The organism is Mycobacterium sp. NGS50, assembly GCF_059812545.1.
Map to the genome: position 1 here is coordinate 1 of NZ_JCALCW010000012.1, position 13,841 is coordinate 13,841.

Here is a 13,841-nt window from a genome sequence, read left to right on the forward strand (position 1 = left end):
AGCACATTTGCGTCTGCTCGGCGAGGCGGCCGTCAGGTCGCGTCGGAGTCGAACGGGACGGGCCCGCCCGGTGGTGTCGCCGCCGGTTTGGGGATCGGAGTCGGCTGATCGAATTTTCCGGTGAACACCGAGTCGTCGCCGTCGAGTAGATGCTTGGTCAACGCGGCCCGCGGCGTCATGCCGCGCAGCTTCTGCAGTTCGCCCAGCGGTGCCCGCAGGTCGTCGAACTCGGGGCCGATCTCCTCGCGCAGCTGGCTGGTGGCGCTGGTCAGGTAGTCGCGTGCTTGGCGTAGCGCGTTGGCGCTCCACCGGATGGCGCCCGGCAGCCGCTCCGGCCCCAGAATCACCAGTCCGACCACGACGAGCACGAGCATCTCGCCCCAGCCGACGTTGGCGAACATCTATCCCTCCGGACCCGGCGCGGGCGTCACCGTCAACGGAACGCGCCGGCCCTCCCGGACAACCTCGATGGGGGTTTCCTGCCCGATCGTCAGCTGCCGCACCGCGACGACGAACTCGTCGGCGTCGGCGACATCGCGGTCACCGACCTTGACGATCACGTCGTTCTCCAGGATGCCGCCCTTTTCGGCCGGGCTGCCCTGCTTGACGTTGGCCACCTGCGCGCCCGAAGCGATCGCGTTGCTCACCGAGCGGACGTTGACGCCCAAGCTGGGGTGAACGATCTTGCCGTCGCGGATCAGGGTTTCGGCGACCGACTTCATCTCCTTGACCGGGATCGCGAAGCCCAGCCCGCTGGCGCTGTCCGACAGCGATTTGCCAGCGGTGTTGATGCCGATGACCTGTGCGTCCATGTCGATCAGCGGGCCGCCGGAGTTGCCGTGGTTGATCGAGGCGTCGGTCTGGACGGCGTCGATCACGGTGTCGGTGTCGGAATCCTCACCGGACAGCGGAACCGGGCGGTGCAGCGCGCTGATGATGCCGTGCGTGACGGTGCTGCGCAGCCCCAGCGGCGCCCCGGCGGCCAGCACCTCGTCGCCGACGCGCAGCTTGTCGGAGTCCCCGAGCCGGGCCACGCTCAGGTTGTCGACGTTGTCGACCTTGACCACCGCCAGGTCGGTCTTGGGGTCCCGACCGACCAGATTGGCCAGCACCTCTTTGCCGTCGTTGAACACCACCGTCATCTTGAACTTGCCGGGGTTCAGCGCAGCTTCGGAGATGACGTGATTGTTGGTGACGATGTAACCCTTGCCGTCGATGACGACGCCGGAACCCTGCATGCCCTCTTCATCGCTGACCACCTCGATGGTGACCACGGAGTTGGCGACCGCGGCCGCGACCTTGGTGAACCGCCCGGCCGGCTCCTCGGCATTGCCGGTGGTGGCCAGGGTCACCTTGGATTTGGTCAACGCCTCCACGAACTCCGCCGACTTGCTGCCGAAGCAGCCGCCGACGAAGCCGATCAGCAGGGCCAACGACGCCAGGATCGCCAGCGCCCAGTAGGACACCCGGCCGCCGAACAACACATCACGCACACCCAGTTTCTCGGCGGTGCCCACGGCCTGGGGGGCCTGCGCGGTCAGCGCCGGGGTGCCCAGGGCCGCACCGGCCGCCGGGTCGCGCCACGGATCTTCGGGTTCCTCTTCCAGCGGGTCGCGACCGTTCTCGCCTCTCAGCGCGCTGGCATCGGCGGGGTGGCGCTGCAGCGACTCCGCGCCGGAGAACGGGCGGCCGAAGGCCTCCAGCAGCACCGGGTCGGGCGGCAGATTCTGGGGTGTGTACTCGCCCTGATCGCGATACTTCTGCGGTCGCAGCCCCTCGGCGAGGAACGACCCGTCGACGCCGGAGGGTCGGCCGAACGCCCGGGTCGACGCGGCATCAACGGCCGGACGGTAGATGGGGCGCGGTTCCAGGCGGTGACGGCCGCTGGGGTCCTGGTTGGAGCTCACGTCATCCTCTTCTGAGCGCTGGACGCAGCGCGCACTATCGGCACGAGCAGGGCAGTTGGATTCACCCTACCGGCGCTTGCGCCGGTCACGCGCGCCACCGTCGACGAACGGGTCGGGCGATGCGGATGGTTCGGGCTCACGGGGCGGCGAGTGCGGGATCTGGGACAAGAGTCCGAGCAGGTTGGTGGGGATGCTGATCGGCTGGGAATCGCGCAGCGCCGCCCGGGCCCGATTGTGACCCTCTACTTCGGCCGCGCATTCGGCGCACAACGACAGGTGATGGGCGGCCCGAAGATGCGCGTTCATCCGCAGCTCACCGTCGACAAAGGCGGCGACCGCCTCCAGTGACAGGTGCTCGGTTGAGCCGAACTGGCGCGGCGCGCCGACCGGGGTGTCGCTTTGGGAGGCGAACTGGGCGGGAAGCCAGGAGAACGCGCGGCGGAACAGGTGTCCCCGGTCTGCCATCACCGAACTCCTCTCCATCCCGGCACTGCGCTTCATGGCACTACCTCTGAATGTAGCGCGCCGAGGTACGCCAGACACGCCTCAACGCCGCGAGATGTGGATCGGATTACCCGTCTGCCGCAGCCTGCGGCAGTGCGTGTCAGCCGGCTCGCACGCCGTCCAGCAGCCCCGCATGCTCCGGGTGCGCCGCCAGGTAGTCGCGCAGCGCCTGCCGTCCACGGTGGATGCGACTGCGCACGGTGCCCAGCTTCACGCCCAGCGTGGCGCCGATCTCCTCATAGGACAGGCCTTCGATGTCACACAACACCACCGCGGCACGAAACTCCGGCGGCAGCGAGTCCAGCGCCGCTTGCAGGCCCGGATCCAGCCGGGCGTCCTGGTAGATCTGCTCGGGATCGGGCTGGTCGGCGGGCACCCGGTCGTAGTCCTCGGGCAGGGCCTCCATCCGGACCCGGGCACGGCGGCGCACCATGTCGAGGAACAGGTTGGTGGTGATGCGGTGCAGCCAGCCTTCGAAGGTTCCCGGCTGATAGTTGTGCACCGAGCGGAACACCCGGATGAACGTCTCCTGGGTCAGGTCTTCGGCGTCGTGCTGGTTGCCCGAGAGCCGATACGCCAGCCGGTACACGCGGTCGGCGTGCTGGCGGACCAATTCATCCCAGGACGGCAACGTCGTCTTGTCCCCGGTCGCGTCGAACACCGCGGTGCCCAGCAACTCTTCGGACGGCTCCACCCAGTCGGCTTCTTTGTACTGTTCTGGGTGCGACATGCTGACCGGACTCATCGGTGTAGTGATGTTCGGATCCTCCAACTCATGACCGTCAGGGGCTGACAGCGCGTCGCCGGGTGTAACGCGACCGAGCTCGCGTCCATTCCCCGAGCGACTCCGATTGCCGTCCATGCCAGCTACCCTTTCCTAGCCGCTTGTGCCAGCAATGTGCACGATGTGAAGGTTGGCTAAGAAACCCGCGTGCATCCCGGTCACGCTGCGGATATCGGTGCCGGATCGGTAATTGTCGGCGCGACGACCCGGGCGTGTCGCGACGCGTGGGCGCGCCTGCCCGGCGACGCCTGTCGGGCGACTACGCTGCGGACATGGCCAGCACCGACAACCCCTCAGACCAGGCGGCCCCGCCCAGTCCGATCGAAGCCATCGCCGCACACGCCGAGAAGTCGATCTCCGAGGACGCGATCCTCGCCGCGGCGCGCGACCGGGCCGTTGAGATCGGAGCCGGCGCGATCAGCCCGGCGGTGGGCGCACTGCTGAGCGTGCTGGCCAAGCTCAGCGGCGGCAAAGCCGTGGTCGAGGTCGGCACCGGCGCCGGGGTCAGCGGGTTGTGGCTGCTGTCGGGGATGAGCGACGACGGGGTACTGACCACGATCGATATCGAGCCAGAGCATCAGCGGATCGCCAAGCAGGCGTTCTCCGACGCCGGGATCGGGCCGTCGCGGATGCGGTTGATCGGCGGTCGCGCCCAGGAGGTGCTGACCCGGTTGGCCGACGAGTCCTACGACCTGGTGTTCATCGACGCCGAGCCGATCGACCAGCCCGACTATGTCGCGCAGGCGGTGCGGTTGCTGCGCTCCGGCGGGGTAGTCGTCCTGCATCGTGCCGCGCTGGGCGGGCGGGCCGGGGATCCGGGCGCCAATGATCGCGAGGTGACCGCGGTGCGGGAGGCGGCGCGGCTGATCGCCGAGGACGAACGTCTCACCCCGGCGCTGATCCCGCTGGGCGACGGCCTGCTCGCCGCCGTTCGCGACTAACTTTTTCTACGCCGAGCGGTCTCGCAATTGGGTCCAACGCCCGGCGAGCGTGCGGTTTGGTACGCATTAAGCGGCGTGTTGGGTACCAATCCGCACACTCGGTCAAATTTTCCTCCTCCACCACGGGGCTAAGCCCCCGGGATAGCTGCTCGCGGGACATGCTTGACGTCTGACTGAACACGCGTTTAGTGTATTGAACATGCGTTCAGCCGACTTGACCGCCGTCGCCCGGATCCGCGACGCCGCCATCGAGCAGTTCGGGCAGCGGGGTTTCGGCGTCGGCTTGCGCGCCATCGCCGAAGCCGCGGGAGTCAGCGCCGCCCTGGTGATCCACCACTTCGGTTCCAAGGAAGGCCTGCGCAAGGCCTGCGACAGCTACATCGCCGAGGAGATCCGCACCGGCAAGCTCGAGGCCATGCGGTCGACGGATCCGGCCACCTGGTTCGCCCAAATGGCCGAGATCGAGAGCTACGCCCCGCTGATGACCTACCTGGTCCGCACGATGCAGGACGGCGGTGAGCTCGCCCGGACATTGTGGCTGCAGATGATCGACAACGCCGAGGAATACCTTGACGAGGGAGTGCGGGCCGGCACCCTCAAACCCAGCCGCGACGCCAAGGCCCGCGCCCGATTCCTTGCGATCACCGGCGGCGGCGGCTTCCTGCTGTACCTGCAGATGCACGAGAACCCTGCGGATCTGCGAGCCGTCCTGCGCGACTACGCCCGAGACATGATCCTGCCCTCCCTGGAGCTCTACACCGAGGGCTTGATGGCCGACCGCACCATGTATGACGCCTTCCTCGCCGACGCCCAACAAGGAGAAGCCAATGCCGGTTAACGACTGCCCCATCGAAATCCGGGGCCTGACGAAGAATTTCGGTTCGGTACGCGCCCTGGACGGCTTGGACCTGACCGTGCACGCAGGCGAGGTGCACGGCTTTCTCGGGCCCAACGGCGCCGGCAAGTCGACGACCATCCGGATCCTGCTGGGTCTGGTCAAAGCCGATTCCGGGACCGTGCGCCTGCTGGGTGGCGACCCGTGGACCGACGCCGTGCAGCTGCACCGGCAAATCGCTTATGTCCCTGGCGATGTCACGCTATGGCCGAATCTCACCGGCGGCGAGATCATCGACCTGTTGGCTCGGATGCGGGGCGGCATCGACGAACGTCGGCGTGCCGACCTGATCGAACGATTCGACCTCGACCCCCACAAGAAGGCACGCACCTACTCAAAAGGAAACCGTCAGAAGGTCTCGCTGATCTCGGCCTTTGCTTCCCGGGCGCGGCTGCTGCTGCTCGACGAGCCCAGCAGCGGCCTGGACCCGTTGATGGAAAACGTGTTTCAGCAATGCGTCGCCGAAGCCCGTAACTTCGGGGCAACGGTCCTGCTGTCCAGCCACATCCTCGCCGAGACCGAGACGCTGTGCGAGCGGGTCACCATCATCCGATCCGGCCGAACCGTCGAAGCCGGATCGCTGGCCTCCATGCGCCACCTCAGCCGCACCTCGATCAAGGCCGACATGCTCCGCGATCCCGGCGATCTCAGCCGGATCCCCGGCGTCAACGACGTCCGGTTCGAGGGCACCACGGTGCGGGCCCAGGTCGACAGCCAAAGCTTGGGCGAACTCATCCGGGTTCTCGGCGCCGCCGGCGTCCGCAGCCTGGTCAGCCAGCCACCGACGCTGGAAGAGCTGTTCATGCGGCACTATGACAACGACCGCCAGCGGGTGCGCTCATGAGCACCACCCTGAATCGGCCGCACTACCCGGCATACGAAGCCGCCCAACGTAATTCCAACCTCGTCGGCACGCTGGGTCTACTGCGCCTGTACCTGCGGCGCGACCGGATCACCCTGCCGCTCTGGGTGCTGCTGTTATCGGTGCCGCTGTCCACCGTCTACATCGGCAGCATGGCGACGTTCGCCCCCACCCAGGCTGAGCGCGCCAGTTTCGCCGCGTCGATCATGGCCAGCCCGGCCCAGCGGGCACTCTACGGCCAGGTCTACAACGACAGCCTTGGCGCGGTCGGCATCTGGAAAGCCGGGATGTTCCACCTCTTAATCGGGGTCGCCGTCATTCTCACCGTGATCCGTCATACCCGCGCCGACGAGGAAACCGGACGTGCCGAACTGATCGACTCGACCGCGGTCGGTCGGTATGCGGGCCTGACCGCGGCACTGCTGTTGTCGTTCGGCGCCTCGCTCGTTACCGGCGTGATCGGCACAGCAGGCCTGCTCACCACCGACGCCGCGCCCGCCGGCTCGCTGGCCTTCGGAGCCGCCCTGGCCGCCTCCGGGCTGGTGTTCACCGCGGTCGCCGCGGTGGCCGCGCAGTTGTCGCCCAGCGCCCGGTTCTGCCGCGGCGCCGCGTTCGCCGTGCTGGGTGCCGCGTTCACGCTGCGGGCAGTGGGAGACGCCGGATCCGGTGCACTGTCCTGGCTTTCACCACTGGGCTGGTCGCTCCAGGTCAGGCCCTACGCCGGTGACCATTGGTGGGTGTTGCTGCTGCATGTGACGACGGTGGCCGCGCTGACCGCGCTCGCCTACCGACTGCTCGCCCGTCGCGATGTCGGTGCCGGGCTGATCGCCGAACGTCCCGGCCGCGGTGCGGCGGCGCCGACGCTGCGCGGTGCGTTCGGGCTGGCATGGCGACTGGACCGCGGGACCGTGTTGGTGTGGGCCGTCGGTCTGGGCCTCTACGGCCTGCTGGTCGGCAGCGTGGTGCACGGCATCGGAGAGGAGTTGGGCGACAACGCCGCCGCGCGAGACATCGTCGCGCGCCTCGGCGGAACCTCCGCACTCGAGCAGGCCTTCATCGCGGTGGCATTCGGCATGCTGGGCATGGCCGCGTCGGCATTCGCCATCTCGGTGACGCTGCGGGCGCACCAGGAGGAATCGACCCAGCACGCCGAGGCACTGCTGGCCGGCGCGGCGAGCCGGATTCGCTGGCTGGCCAGCCATCTGACGATGGCAGTACTCGGCTCAACCGCGGCGCTGCTGCTGGCGGGACTGGCGGCCGGGGTGACCTACGGTGCCGCCGTCGGCGATTTCGGCAGCCCACTGTCAACGGCGCTCGGAAGCGCCGTTGTGCAATTGCCGGCGGTATGGCTGTCGGCCGCAGTCACGGTCGCACTGTTCGGGCTCGCGCCGCGGTTCACTCCGGCGGCATGGGGAGTACTGGTGGCGTTTGTCGCGCTGTACCTGCTCGGCTCGCTGTCCGGGTTATCCCAGACACTGTTGGATCTGGAACCGTTCGCCCATATTCCGCGGGTGGGTTCCGGCGGCTTCACCGCGGTTCCCCTGCTGTGGCTGTTGCTGATCGATGCGGCGTTGATAGCGCTGGGCGCGCTGGCGTTCCGGCGACGTGATCTGCGGAGTTGAGGAGTTCGTCATGAATAAGGTTGGCAAAGGCCTCATTTCAGCTCTATTGGGCCTTGCGGCGTTCGGCTTGATGCTGTTCTTGCCGGCCGGGACGTTCCACTACTGGCAGGCGTGGCTGTTTCTGGCCGTCTTCGCGGTGTCCACCTGGATTCCCAGCTTCTATCTGATCCGCACCAACCCGGCCGCCCTGGACCGGCGGATGCGCGCCGGCCCGATGGCGGAAACACGCCCGCTGCAACGAATTCTGATCACCGTTGTGTTCATCTGCTTTCCGGCCATGTTCGTGGTCAGCGCGCTCGATCACCGGTTCGGGTGGTCACCGGTGGGCGTGCCGATGTCACTCTTCGGCGACGTGCTGGTGGCGATCGGGCTCGGCGTGGCCATGCTGGTGGTGATCCAGAACGGTTATGCCGCCGCCAACGTCACCGTCGAGGAAGGCCAGACGCTGGTGTCGAGCGGCCTGTACGGCATGGTGCGACACCCGATGTACGTCGGCAACGTCATCATGATGGTCGGTGTCCCGCTGGCGCTCGACTCGTATTGGGGATTGGTCTTTGTGATCCCCGGCGTGACCGTGCTGATACTGCGGATCCGCGACGAGGAGAAGTTGCTGGCCCGCGAGCTCAGCGGGTACCGCGAGTACACCCAGCGGGTCCGCTACCGTTTGGTGCCCTACCTCTGGTGACCGACCGGCCGGTGGAGCGACGTCAGACCCAGACGCCCTTGCCCACGGCAACGACGCCGCCGGCGCTGATCGCGAAACGTTCCCGGTCCCGGTCCAGGTCGACCCCGATCATCTCGCCGGGACCGACGACGACGTTCTTGTCCAGAATCGCGTGACGCACCACCGCACCGCGGCCCACCCGGGCGCCGGGCATGATCACGCTGCCTTCCACGATCGCGCCGTCGTCGATCACCACATTCGACGACAGCACCGAATTGCGCACCGAGGCAGCCGAGATGATGCTGCCCGCGCCGACCACCGACTCCTGCGCCGAGCCGCCGTTGACGAACTTCGCCGGGGCCAGGTTCTCCGTCGCGCCCCGGATCGGCCAGCGCTTGTTGTACAGGTTGAACACCGGATGCACCGACACCAGGTCCATGTGGGCGTCGTAGAACGCGTCCAGGGTTCCCACGTCACGCCAGTAGCCGCGGTCCCGGTCGGTGGCGCCGGGCACCTCGTTGTCGGAAAAGTCGTAGACCGCGGCCATCCCGTCGGCCACCAACCGCGGGATGATGTCGCCGCCCATGTCGTGGTCGGAGTGGTCATCGTCGGCGTCGGCCCGGATCGCGTCGACGAGCACCTTGGTGGTGAAGATGTAGTTGCCCATCGAGGCGTAGCTGACCTCGGGGTCATCGGGTGTGCCGGGTGGATCCGCCGGCTTCTCCACGAAGTCGCGGATGCGGCCGGACTCGTCGGCATCGATGCAGCCGAACGCGCTCGCTTCGGCGCGCGACACCCGGATACCGGCCACCGTGGCCCCGGCGCCGCTGCGGATGTGGAACCGCAGCATCTGCTCGGGATCCATCCGGTACACGTGGTCGGCGCCGAAAACCACGATGTAATCGGGGTCCTCGTCGAAGATCAGGTTCAGCGACTGATAGATCGCATCGGCCGAACCGGTGTACCAGCGCGGTCCGAGCCGCTGCTGCGCCGGCACCGGCGTGATGTACTCCCCCGCCAGACCGGACAACCGCCAGTTCTGCGAGATATGGCGGTCCAGCGAATGCGACTTGTACTGAGTCAGAACGCAGATCCTCAGGTAGCGGGCGTTGACCAGATTGGACAGCACGAAGTCGATCAACCGGTAGGCGCCACCGAAGGGAACCGCTGGTTTGGCCCGGTCAGCGGTCAGTGGATACAGCCGCTTGCCCTCTCCGCCCGCCAGGACGATGCCCAGGACGTGTGGCGCTTCCCTCATGGCACAAACCTATCGGCCGCCGCCGACCCCTGCCATAGCAACGCGCCATTGTCGGGCCGCTGCACGGCCCGCATCGGCGCCGAACGCCACCCCACGGTCCGGCTTCTCCTCGGGCCGCTGCACGGCCCGCATCGGCGCCGAACTCCACCCCACGGTCCGGCTTCTCCTCGGGCCGCTGCACGGCCCGCATCGGCGCCGAACTACCGTGCCGGTGTGAGGGTGGCGATGATGACTCGGGAATATCCCCCCGAGGTGTACGGCGGCGCGGGGGTACACGTCACCGAGTTGGTCAACCAGTTGCGCCGGCTCTGCCAGGTCGACGTGCATTGCATGGGTGCGCCGCGCCCCGGTGTGGCCGTGCATCAGCCCGATCCTGCGCTGCAAAACGCCAACCCGGCACTGTCGACGTTGTCGGCCGATCTGGTGATGGCCGACGCTGCCGCCGGCGCCACCGTCGTGCACTCGCACACTTGGTACACCGGCTTGGCCGGGCACCTGGCCGGGCTGCTCTACGACATCCCGCATGTGCTGACCGCGCACTCGTTGGAGCCGCTGCGCCCGTGGAAGGCCGAACAGCTGGGCGGCGGCTATCGGGTGTCGTCCTGGGTGGAGCACACCGCGGTGAACGCGGCCGACACCGTCATCGCGGTCAGCTCGGGGATGCGCGACGACGTGCTGCGGGTCTACCCGACCCTGGATCCCGGCCGGGTGCACGTGGTGCACAACGGGATCGACACCGACGTCTGGTATCCGGCGGCACCGCAGCCGGGCGACTCGGTGCTGGCCGCCCTCGGTGTGGACCCGAACCGGCCGGTCGCGGCGTTCGTCGGGCGCATCACCCGCCAAAAGGGTGTGGCGCACCTGGTGGCGGCCGCACATCGATTCGCTCCCGAGGTGCAGGTGGTGCTGTGCGCCGGCGCCCCCGACACCGCCCAGATCGCTGCGGAGGTCGCCGCCGCGGTCGAAGAACTCGGCCGGGCCCGCACCGGGGTGTTCTGGGTGCGTGAAATGCTGCCGATCCCCCGGGTGCGGGAGATCCTGTCGGCGGCAACGGTCTTTGTCTGCCCGTCGGTGTACGAGCCGCTGGGCATCGTCAACCTGGAGGCGATGGCGTGCGGGACCGCGGTGGTTGCCTCCGATGTCGGTGGCATCCCCGAGGTGGTCGCCGACGGTGTCACCGGCACGCTGGTGCACTACGACGCCACCGACCCGGCCGGCTACGAAATCGCCCTGGCCGATGCGGTCAACGCCCTGGTCACCGACCCGGCCACCGCCGCGCAGTACGGACGGGCCGGCCGGCAGCGGTGCATCGACGAATTCTCGTGGGTGCACATCGCCGAGCAGACGCTCGACGTCTACCGGAAGGCGTGCCGCTAGCTGGTGACGCCCTTGAGTTCGTCGCCCAATGCCGCAGCCTCATCGGGTGTCAGCTCGACGACGAGCCGGCCGCCGCCTTCCAGTGGTACCCGCATCACGATGCCGCGCCCCTCCTTGGTCGCTTCCAGCGGACCGTCACCGGTCCGGGGCTTCATCGCCGCCATCGAGTGCTCCCTCCAGATTCAGCTGTCCCGTCACGTTGGGCTCGGTCGGCACCGGGTCCACTTTTGACGTTGAACTGCAAGTTCTCCCGCCTATTGTTCCCTATAGGACCCGACGCGTGCACAACACCCGGCTGTTTGGGGGTTTCAGCGCGTTGCTGGCACCCAACACGACTGCACATGGTCGTCGACCATTCCGGTCGCCTGCATCAGCGCATAAGCCGTGGTAGGACCCACAAAACGGAAGCCGCGGCGCTTCAATTCGCGAGCCATGGCCGTCGATTCCGGGGTCGACGAGGGGATCTGGGCCAGCTCGGTGGGTCGCGGCCGGGGCGGCGGCGCAAACGACCACAGCAGCTCGGACAGATCTAGCCCGTCGGCTGCGCGGGCGTTGGCGATCGTCGCCTCGATCTTCGCGCGGTTGCGGACGATGCCGGTGTCGGCCATCAGCCGGGCAACGTCGGCGTCGGTGTAGCGGGCCACCGTCTCGATGTCGAAGCCGGCGAAGGCGGCCCGGAAGTTCTCCCGTTTGCGCAAAATGATCAGCCACGACAGCCCGCTCTGGAAGGCCTCCAGACTCATCCGCTCGAACATCGCCACCCGACCGCGCAGCGGCTGACCCCATTCGCGGTCGTGGTAGTCACGGTAGAGCTCGGAGCTGGTGTCGGCCCAGCCACAGCGGAGCCGTCCGTCGGGGCTCACGACGGCTCCGCGTCGTCTGCGGTCTCCTCGGTGGCGGCGTCGTCGCGGGCCCGCACCGCGGCAAGTTGGCCACGGAGTTGGTCAAGTTCCTGGCCCAGCCGGTCCAGCACCCAGTCCACCTCGCTGGTCTTATAGCCGCGCAGCACCTGGGTGAATTTGACGGCGTCCACGTCCGCGCCGCTGACATCGGATGCCGGCAGCACCGTCGCCGTGGTTGCGCGGGGCAGCGGCGGCAGCGGCTCGCCGCGCCCGAACAGCACACTGGCCACCCCGAACAGCAGCAGCGCGATGAGGATCAGCACCGCCAGATACAGCAACACCAACGTCACGCCCTCGATAGTGCCTCATAGGTACGACCGATCCGGCGCCGACCGTCGTCAGCGCGGTCGCAGCGTGTTCATCGGTGGCCGGTCGATCAGCGACACCGCCGAGGTGCGCGGCAGGAAGTCCACCCCGTCTGGGCCGTCGGGGAAGAACTGGGTGAGGCCGACTCCGGAGTCGCCGATGCCGCAACGCGACAACAGCGTCGCGACAACCTGGCGGCTCATCACGCCGAGTTCGTTCAGCGGCCGGTTGCGGTGCGCCCGCACCCCCAGGTTGACCTGGGCGATCGCATCCAGGCCCAGCCGGTCGTAGGTGTCGACCAGCAGGCCGATCTCCACGCCGTAGCCCGGGGCGAACGGCACCGACGTCAGCAGTTCGCGGGTGCCGGCGTACTCGCCGCCCAGCGGCTGCAGCACGCAACCCAGCTCCGGGCGCAACGCGGTCAGCAACGGCCGCGCCACCAGCTCGGTGACCCGGCCGCCGCCGTTGGCATCCTCGGCGCCGTTGACCTTGAGGGGGCGGCGGTAGAAACCCTTCACCAGGTGTACGCCGTCGCCGGTGAGCAGCGGGCCGACCAGCTTGGGCACGAACATCGGGTCCGGGTCGATCAGGTCCGAGTCGATGAACACCACGATATCGCCGCTGGTCGCGGCCAGCGACCGCCACAACGCTTCACCCTTGCCGGGCTGCGGCACGATTTCGGGGACGGCCTGCTCACGGCTGACCACCCGGGCTCCGGCGGCGATCGAGCGGATCTCGGTGTCGTCGGTGGATCCGGAGTCCAACACGATCAGCTCGTCGACGAGGCCACCGACCACCGGGGTGATGCTGTCGATGACCGTCTCGATGGTCTTTTCCTCGTTGAGGGCGGGAAGGACGACGGAAACCGTGCGACCGGCCTTGGCCGCGACCAGCTCGGCCACGGTCCAGTCCGGCCGGCTCCAGGTGCGCGGCGACAGCCAGGCGTCACCGGCCAGCGTGGCCAGTGCCTGGTCAGCCAGGTCGGTCATGCCAGTCCCCTCACCGTGCGTGCGGGCGCACGCTCACCTTGAATCGACGCCACCATCTCCAGCACACGCCGCGTCGGCCCGACCTCGTGCACCCGAAACATCCGAGCTCCGGCAGCCGCCGCGAGGGCGGTGGCCGCCAGGGTTCCTTCCAGGCGTTCGGTCAAACCCACGCCCAAAGTCTCCCCGATGAAGTCCTTATTGCTCAGTGCCATCAATACCGGCCACCCGGTATCGACGAGTTCGTGTGTGTGCCGCAACAACGCTAGCCCGTGAAAGGTGTTCTTGCCGAAATCGTGGGTCGGATCGATCAGCACCTTCTCGCGCTGCACCCCGGCCGCGACCGCGCGCTCAGCCGCGTTGGTGACCTCGGCGATGACGTCGTCGACGACGCCTCGGGTGGTGGTGCCGTAGTTCACCCGGAACGGTCGAGTGCGCGGCGCGGCACCGCCGGTGTGCGAGCACACCAAACCGGCGCCGAACTCGGCGGCGACTCCGGGCAGGTCGGGATCGACGCCACCCCAGGTGTCGTTGACCAGGTCCGCGCCGGCGGCACAGGCCCGTTTGGCCACCTCCGCCCGCCAGGTGTCGACGCTGATCAGCTGGTCGGGGTAGCTGGCGCGCAGCCATTCGATGAACGGCAGCACCCGGGCGATCTCGGTGTCGGCGTCGACGGTCTGCCCCGGTCCGGCCTTGACGCCGCCGACATCGATCACGTCGGCGCCCTCGGCGATCGCCCGGTGCACGGCAGCCTTGGCGGCGGCGTCGGTGAAGGTCGCTCCCCGGTCGTAGAACGAGTCCGGGGTGCGGTTGACGATCGCCATGATCAGCGG

The 13,841-nt window shown here is 68.1% G+C and carries 16 protein-coding genes; 6 read left to right on the forward strand and 10 right to left on the reverse strand.

From position 1 onward, the window contains the following. Positions 1-32: 32 nt before the first annotated feature. The 4 genes from tatB to sigE all read right to left on the reverse strand — a co-directional run bounded on the left by tatB (position 33) and on the right by sigE (position 3,273). Positions 33-401 (reverse strand): Sec-independent protein translocase protein TatB, encoded by a 369-nt coding sequence (tatB, locus tag AC5Y36_RS10480; RefSeq protein ID WP_500040828.1) that lies wholly within the window; start codon positions 399-401, stop codon positions 33-35. Next, complete coding sequence (gene htrA, locus AC5Y36_RS10485; protein WP_500040829.1) at positions 402-1,907, reverse strand: serine protease HtrA; 1,506 nt, start codon at positions 1,905-1,907, stop codon at positions 402-404. A 66-nt stretch (positions 1,908-1,973) separates the two neighbouring features. Then, a complete protein-coding gene (gene rseA, locus AC5Y36_RS10490; RefSeq protein ID WP_500040830.1) occupies positions 1,974-2,372 on the reverse strand; it encodes an anti-sigma E factor RseA in 399 nt (132 codons plus the stop codon). Between the two features lie 139 nt (positions 2,373-2,511). Beyond that, positions 2,512-3,273, reverse strand: a complete 762-nt coding sequence (gene sigE, locus AC5Y36_RS10495) for an RNA polymerase sigma factor SigE (protein ID WP_500040831.1) — start codon at positions 3,271-3,273, stop codon at positions 2,512-2,514. Positions 3,274-3,467: 194 nt separating this feature from the next. On the opposite strand from sigE, the gene AC5Y36_RS10500 reads away from it, so the two are divergent. From AC5Y36_RS10500 to AC5Y36_RS10520, 5 genes are all read left to right on the forward strand, one after another. Next, the gene (locus AC5Y36_RS10500) at positions 3,468-4,136 is read left to right on the forward strand and encodes an O-methyltransferase (protein ID WP_500040832.1); all 669 of its coding nucleotides are present in this window, start codon (positions 3,468-3,470) and stop codon (positions 4,134-4,136) included. Between the two features lie 199 nt (positions 4,137-4,335). Continuing rightward, complete coding sequence (locus AC5Y36_RS10505; RefSeq protein WP_500040833.1) at positions 4,336-4,974, forward strand: TetR/AcrR family transcriptional regulator; 639 nt, start codon at positions 4,336-4,338, stop codon at positions 4,972-4,974. After that, a complete protein-coding gene (locus AC5Y36_RS10510; RefSeq protein WP_500040834.1) occupies positions 4,964-5,875 on the forward strand; it encodes an ABC transporter ATP-binding protein in 912 nt (303 codons plus the stop codon). The genes AC5Y36_RS10505 and AC5Y36_RS10510 overlap by 11 nt, the downstream gene beginning before the upstream one ends. Then, positions 5,872-7,515 carry an ABC transporter permease gene (locus tag AC5Y36_RS10515; RefSeq protein WP_500040835.1) on the forward strand — a complete coding sequence of 548 codons (1,644 nt, stop codon included), beginning with the start codon at positions 5,872-5,874 and terminating at the stop codon, positions 7,513-7,515. Before AC5Y36_RS10510 ends, AC5Y36_RS10515 begins: the two co-directional genes overlap by 4 nt. 10 nt (positions 7,516-7,525) lie before the next feature. Further along, the gene (locus AC5Y36_RS10520) at positions 7,526-8,200 is read left to right on the forward strand and encodes a methyltransferase family protein (protein WP_500040836.1); all 675 of its coding nucleotides are present in this window, start codon (positions 7,526-7,528) and stop codon (positions 8,198-8,200) included. A 22-nt stretch (positions 8,201-8,222) separates the two neighbouring features. Here the strand turns inward: AC5Y36_RS10520 and glgC are convergent, their stop codons facing one another. Beyond that, a complete protein-coding gene (glgC, locus tag AC5Y36_RS10525; protein ID WP_500040837.1) occupies positions 8,223-9,437 on the reverse strand; it encodes a glucose-1-phosphate adenylyltransferase in 1,215 nt (404 codons plus the stop codon). A gap of 213 nt (positions 9,438-9,650) precedes the next feature. On the opposite strand from glgC, the gene glgA reads away from it, so the two are divergent. Continuing rightward, positions 9,651-10,814 (forward strand): glycogen synthase, encoded by a 1,164-nt coding sequence (gene glgA, locus AC5Y36_RS10530; RefSeq protein ID WP_500040838.1) that lies wholly within the window; start codon positions 9,651-9,653, stop codon positions 10,812-10,814. On the opposite strand, the gene AC5Y36_RS10535 is transcribed toward glgA, so the two are convergent. The 5 genes from AC5Y36_RS10535 to folP form a co-directional block, all read right to left on the reverse strand. Beyond that, positions 10,811-10,978 carry a DUF3117 domain-containing protein gene (locus tag AC5Y36_RS10535; protein WP_003406247.1) on the reverse strand — a complete coding sequence of 56 codons (168 nt, stop codon included), beginning with the start codon at positions 10,976-10,978 and terminating at the stop codon, positions 10,811-10,813. The genes glgA and AC5Y36_RS10535 overlap by 4 nt on opposite strands. Before the next feature lie 144 nt (positions 10,979-11,122). Beyond that, a complete protein-coding gene (locus tag AC5Y36_RS10540) occupies positions 11,123-11,677 on the reverse strand; it encodes a DNA-3-methyladenine glycosylase I (protein ID WP_500040839.1) in 555 nt (184 codons plus the stop codon). Beyond that, positions 11,674-12,006 carry a DivIVA domain-containing protein gene (locus tag AC5Y36_RS10545; RefSeq protein WP_500040840.1) on the reverse strand — a complete coding sequence of 111 codons (333 nt, stop codon included), beginning with the start codon at positions 12,004-12,006 and terminating at the stop codon, positions 11,674-11,676. The genes AC5Y36_RS10540 and AC5Y36_RS10545 overlap by 4 nt, the downstream gene beginning before the upstream one ends. Before the next feature lie 48 nt (positions 12,007-12,054). Then, positions 12,055-13,011: a glucosyl-3-phosphoglycerate synthase gene (locus AC5Y36_RS10550; RefSeq protein ID WP_500040841.1), complete on the reverse strand. Its 957-nt coding sequence runs from the start codon at positions 13,009-13,011 to the stop codon at positions 12,055-12,057. Then, positions 13,008-13,832: a dihydropteroate synthase gene (gene folP / locus AC5Y36_RS10555; RefSeq protein ID WP_500040960.1), complete on the reverse strand. Its 825-nt coding sequence runs from the start codon at positions 13,830-13,832 to the stop codon at positions 13,008-13,010. The genes AC5Y36_RS10550 and folP overlap by 4 nt, the downstream gene beginning before the upstream one ends. Between the last annotated feature and the right edge of the window lie 9 nt (positions 13,833-13,841).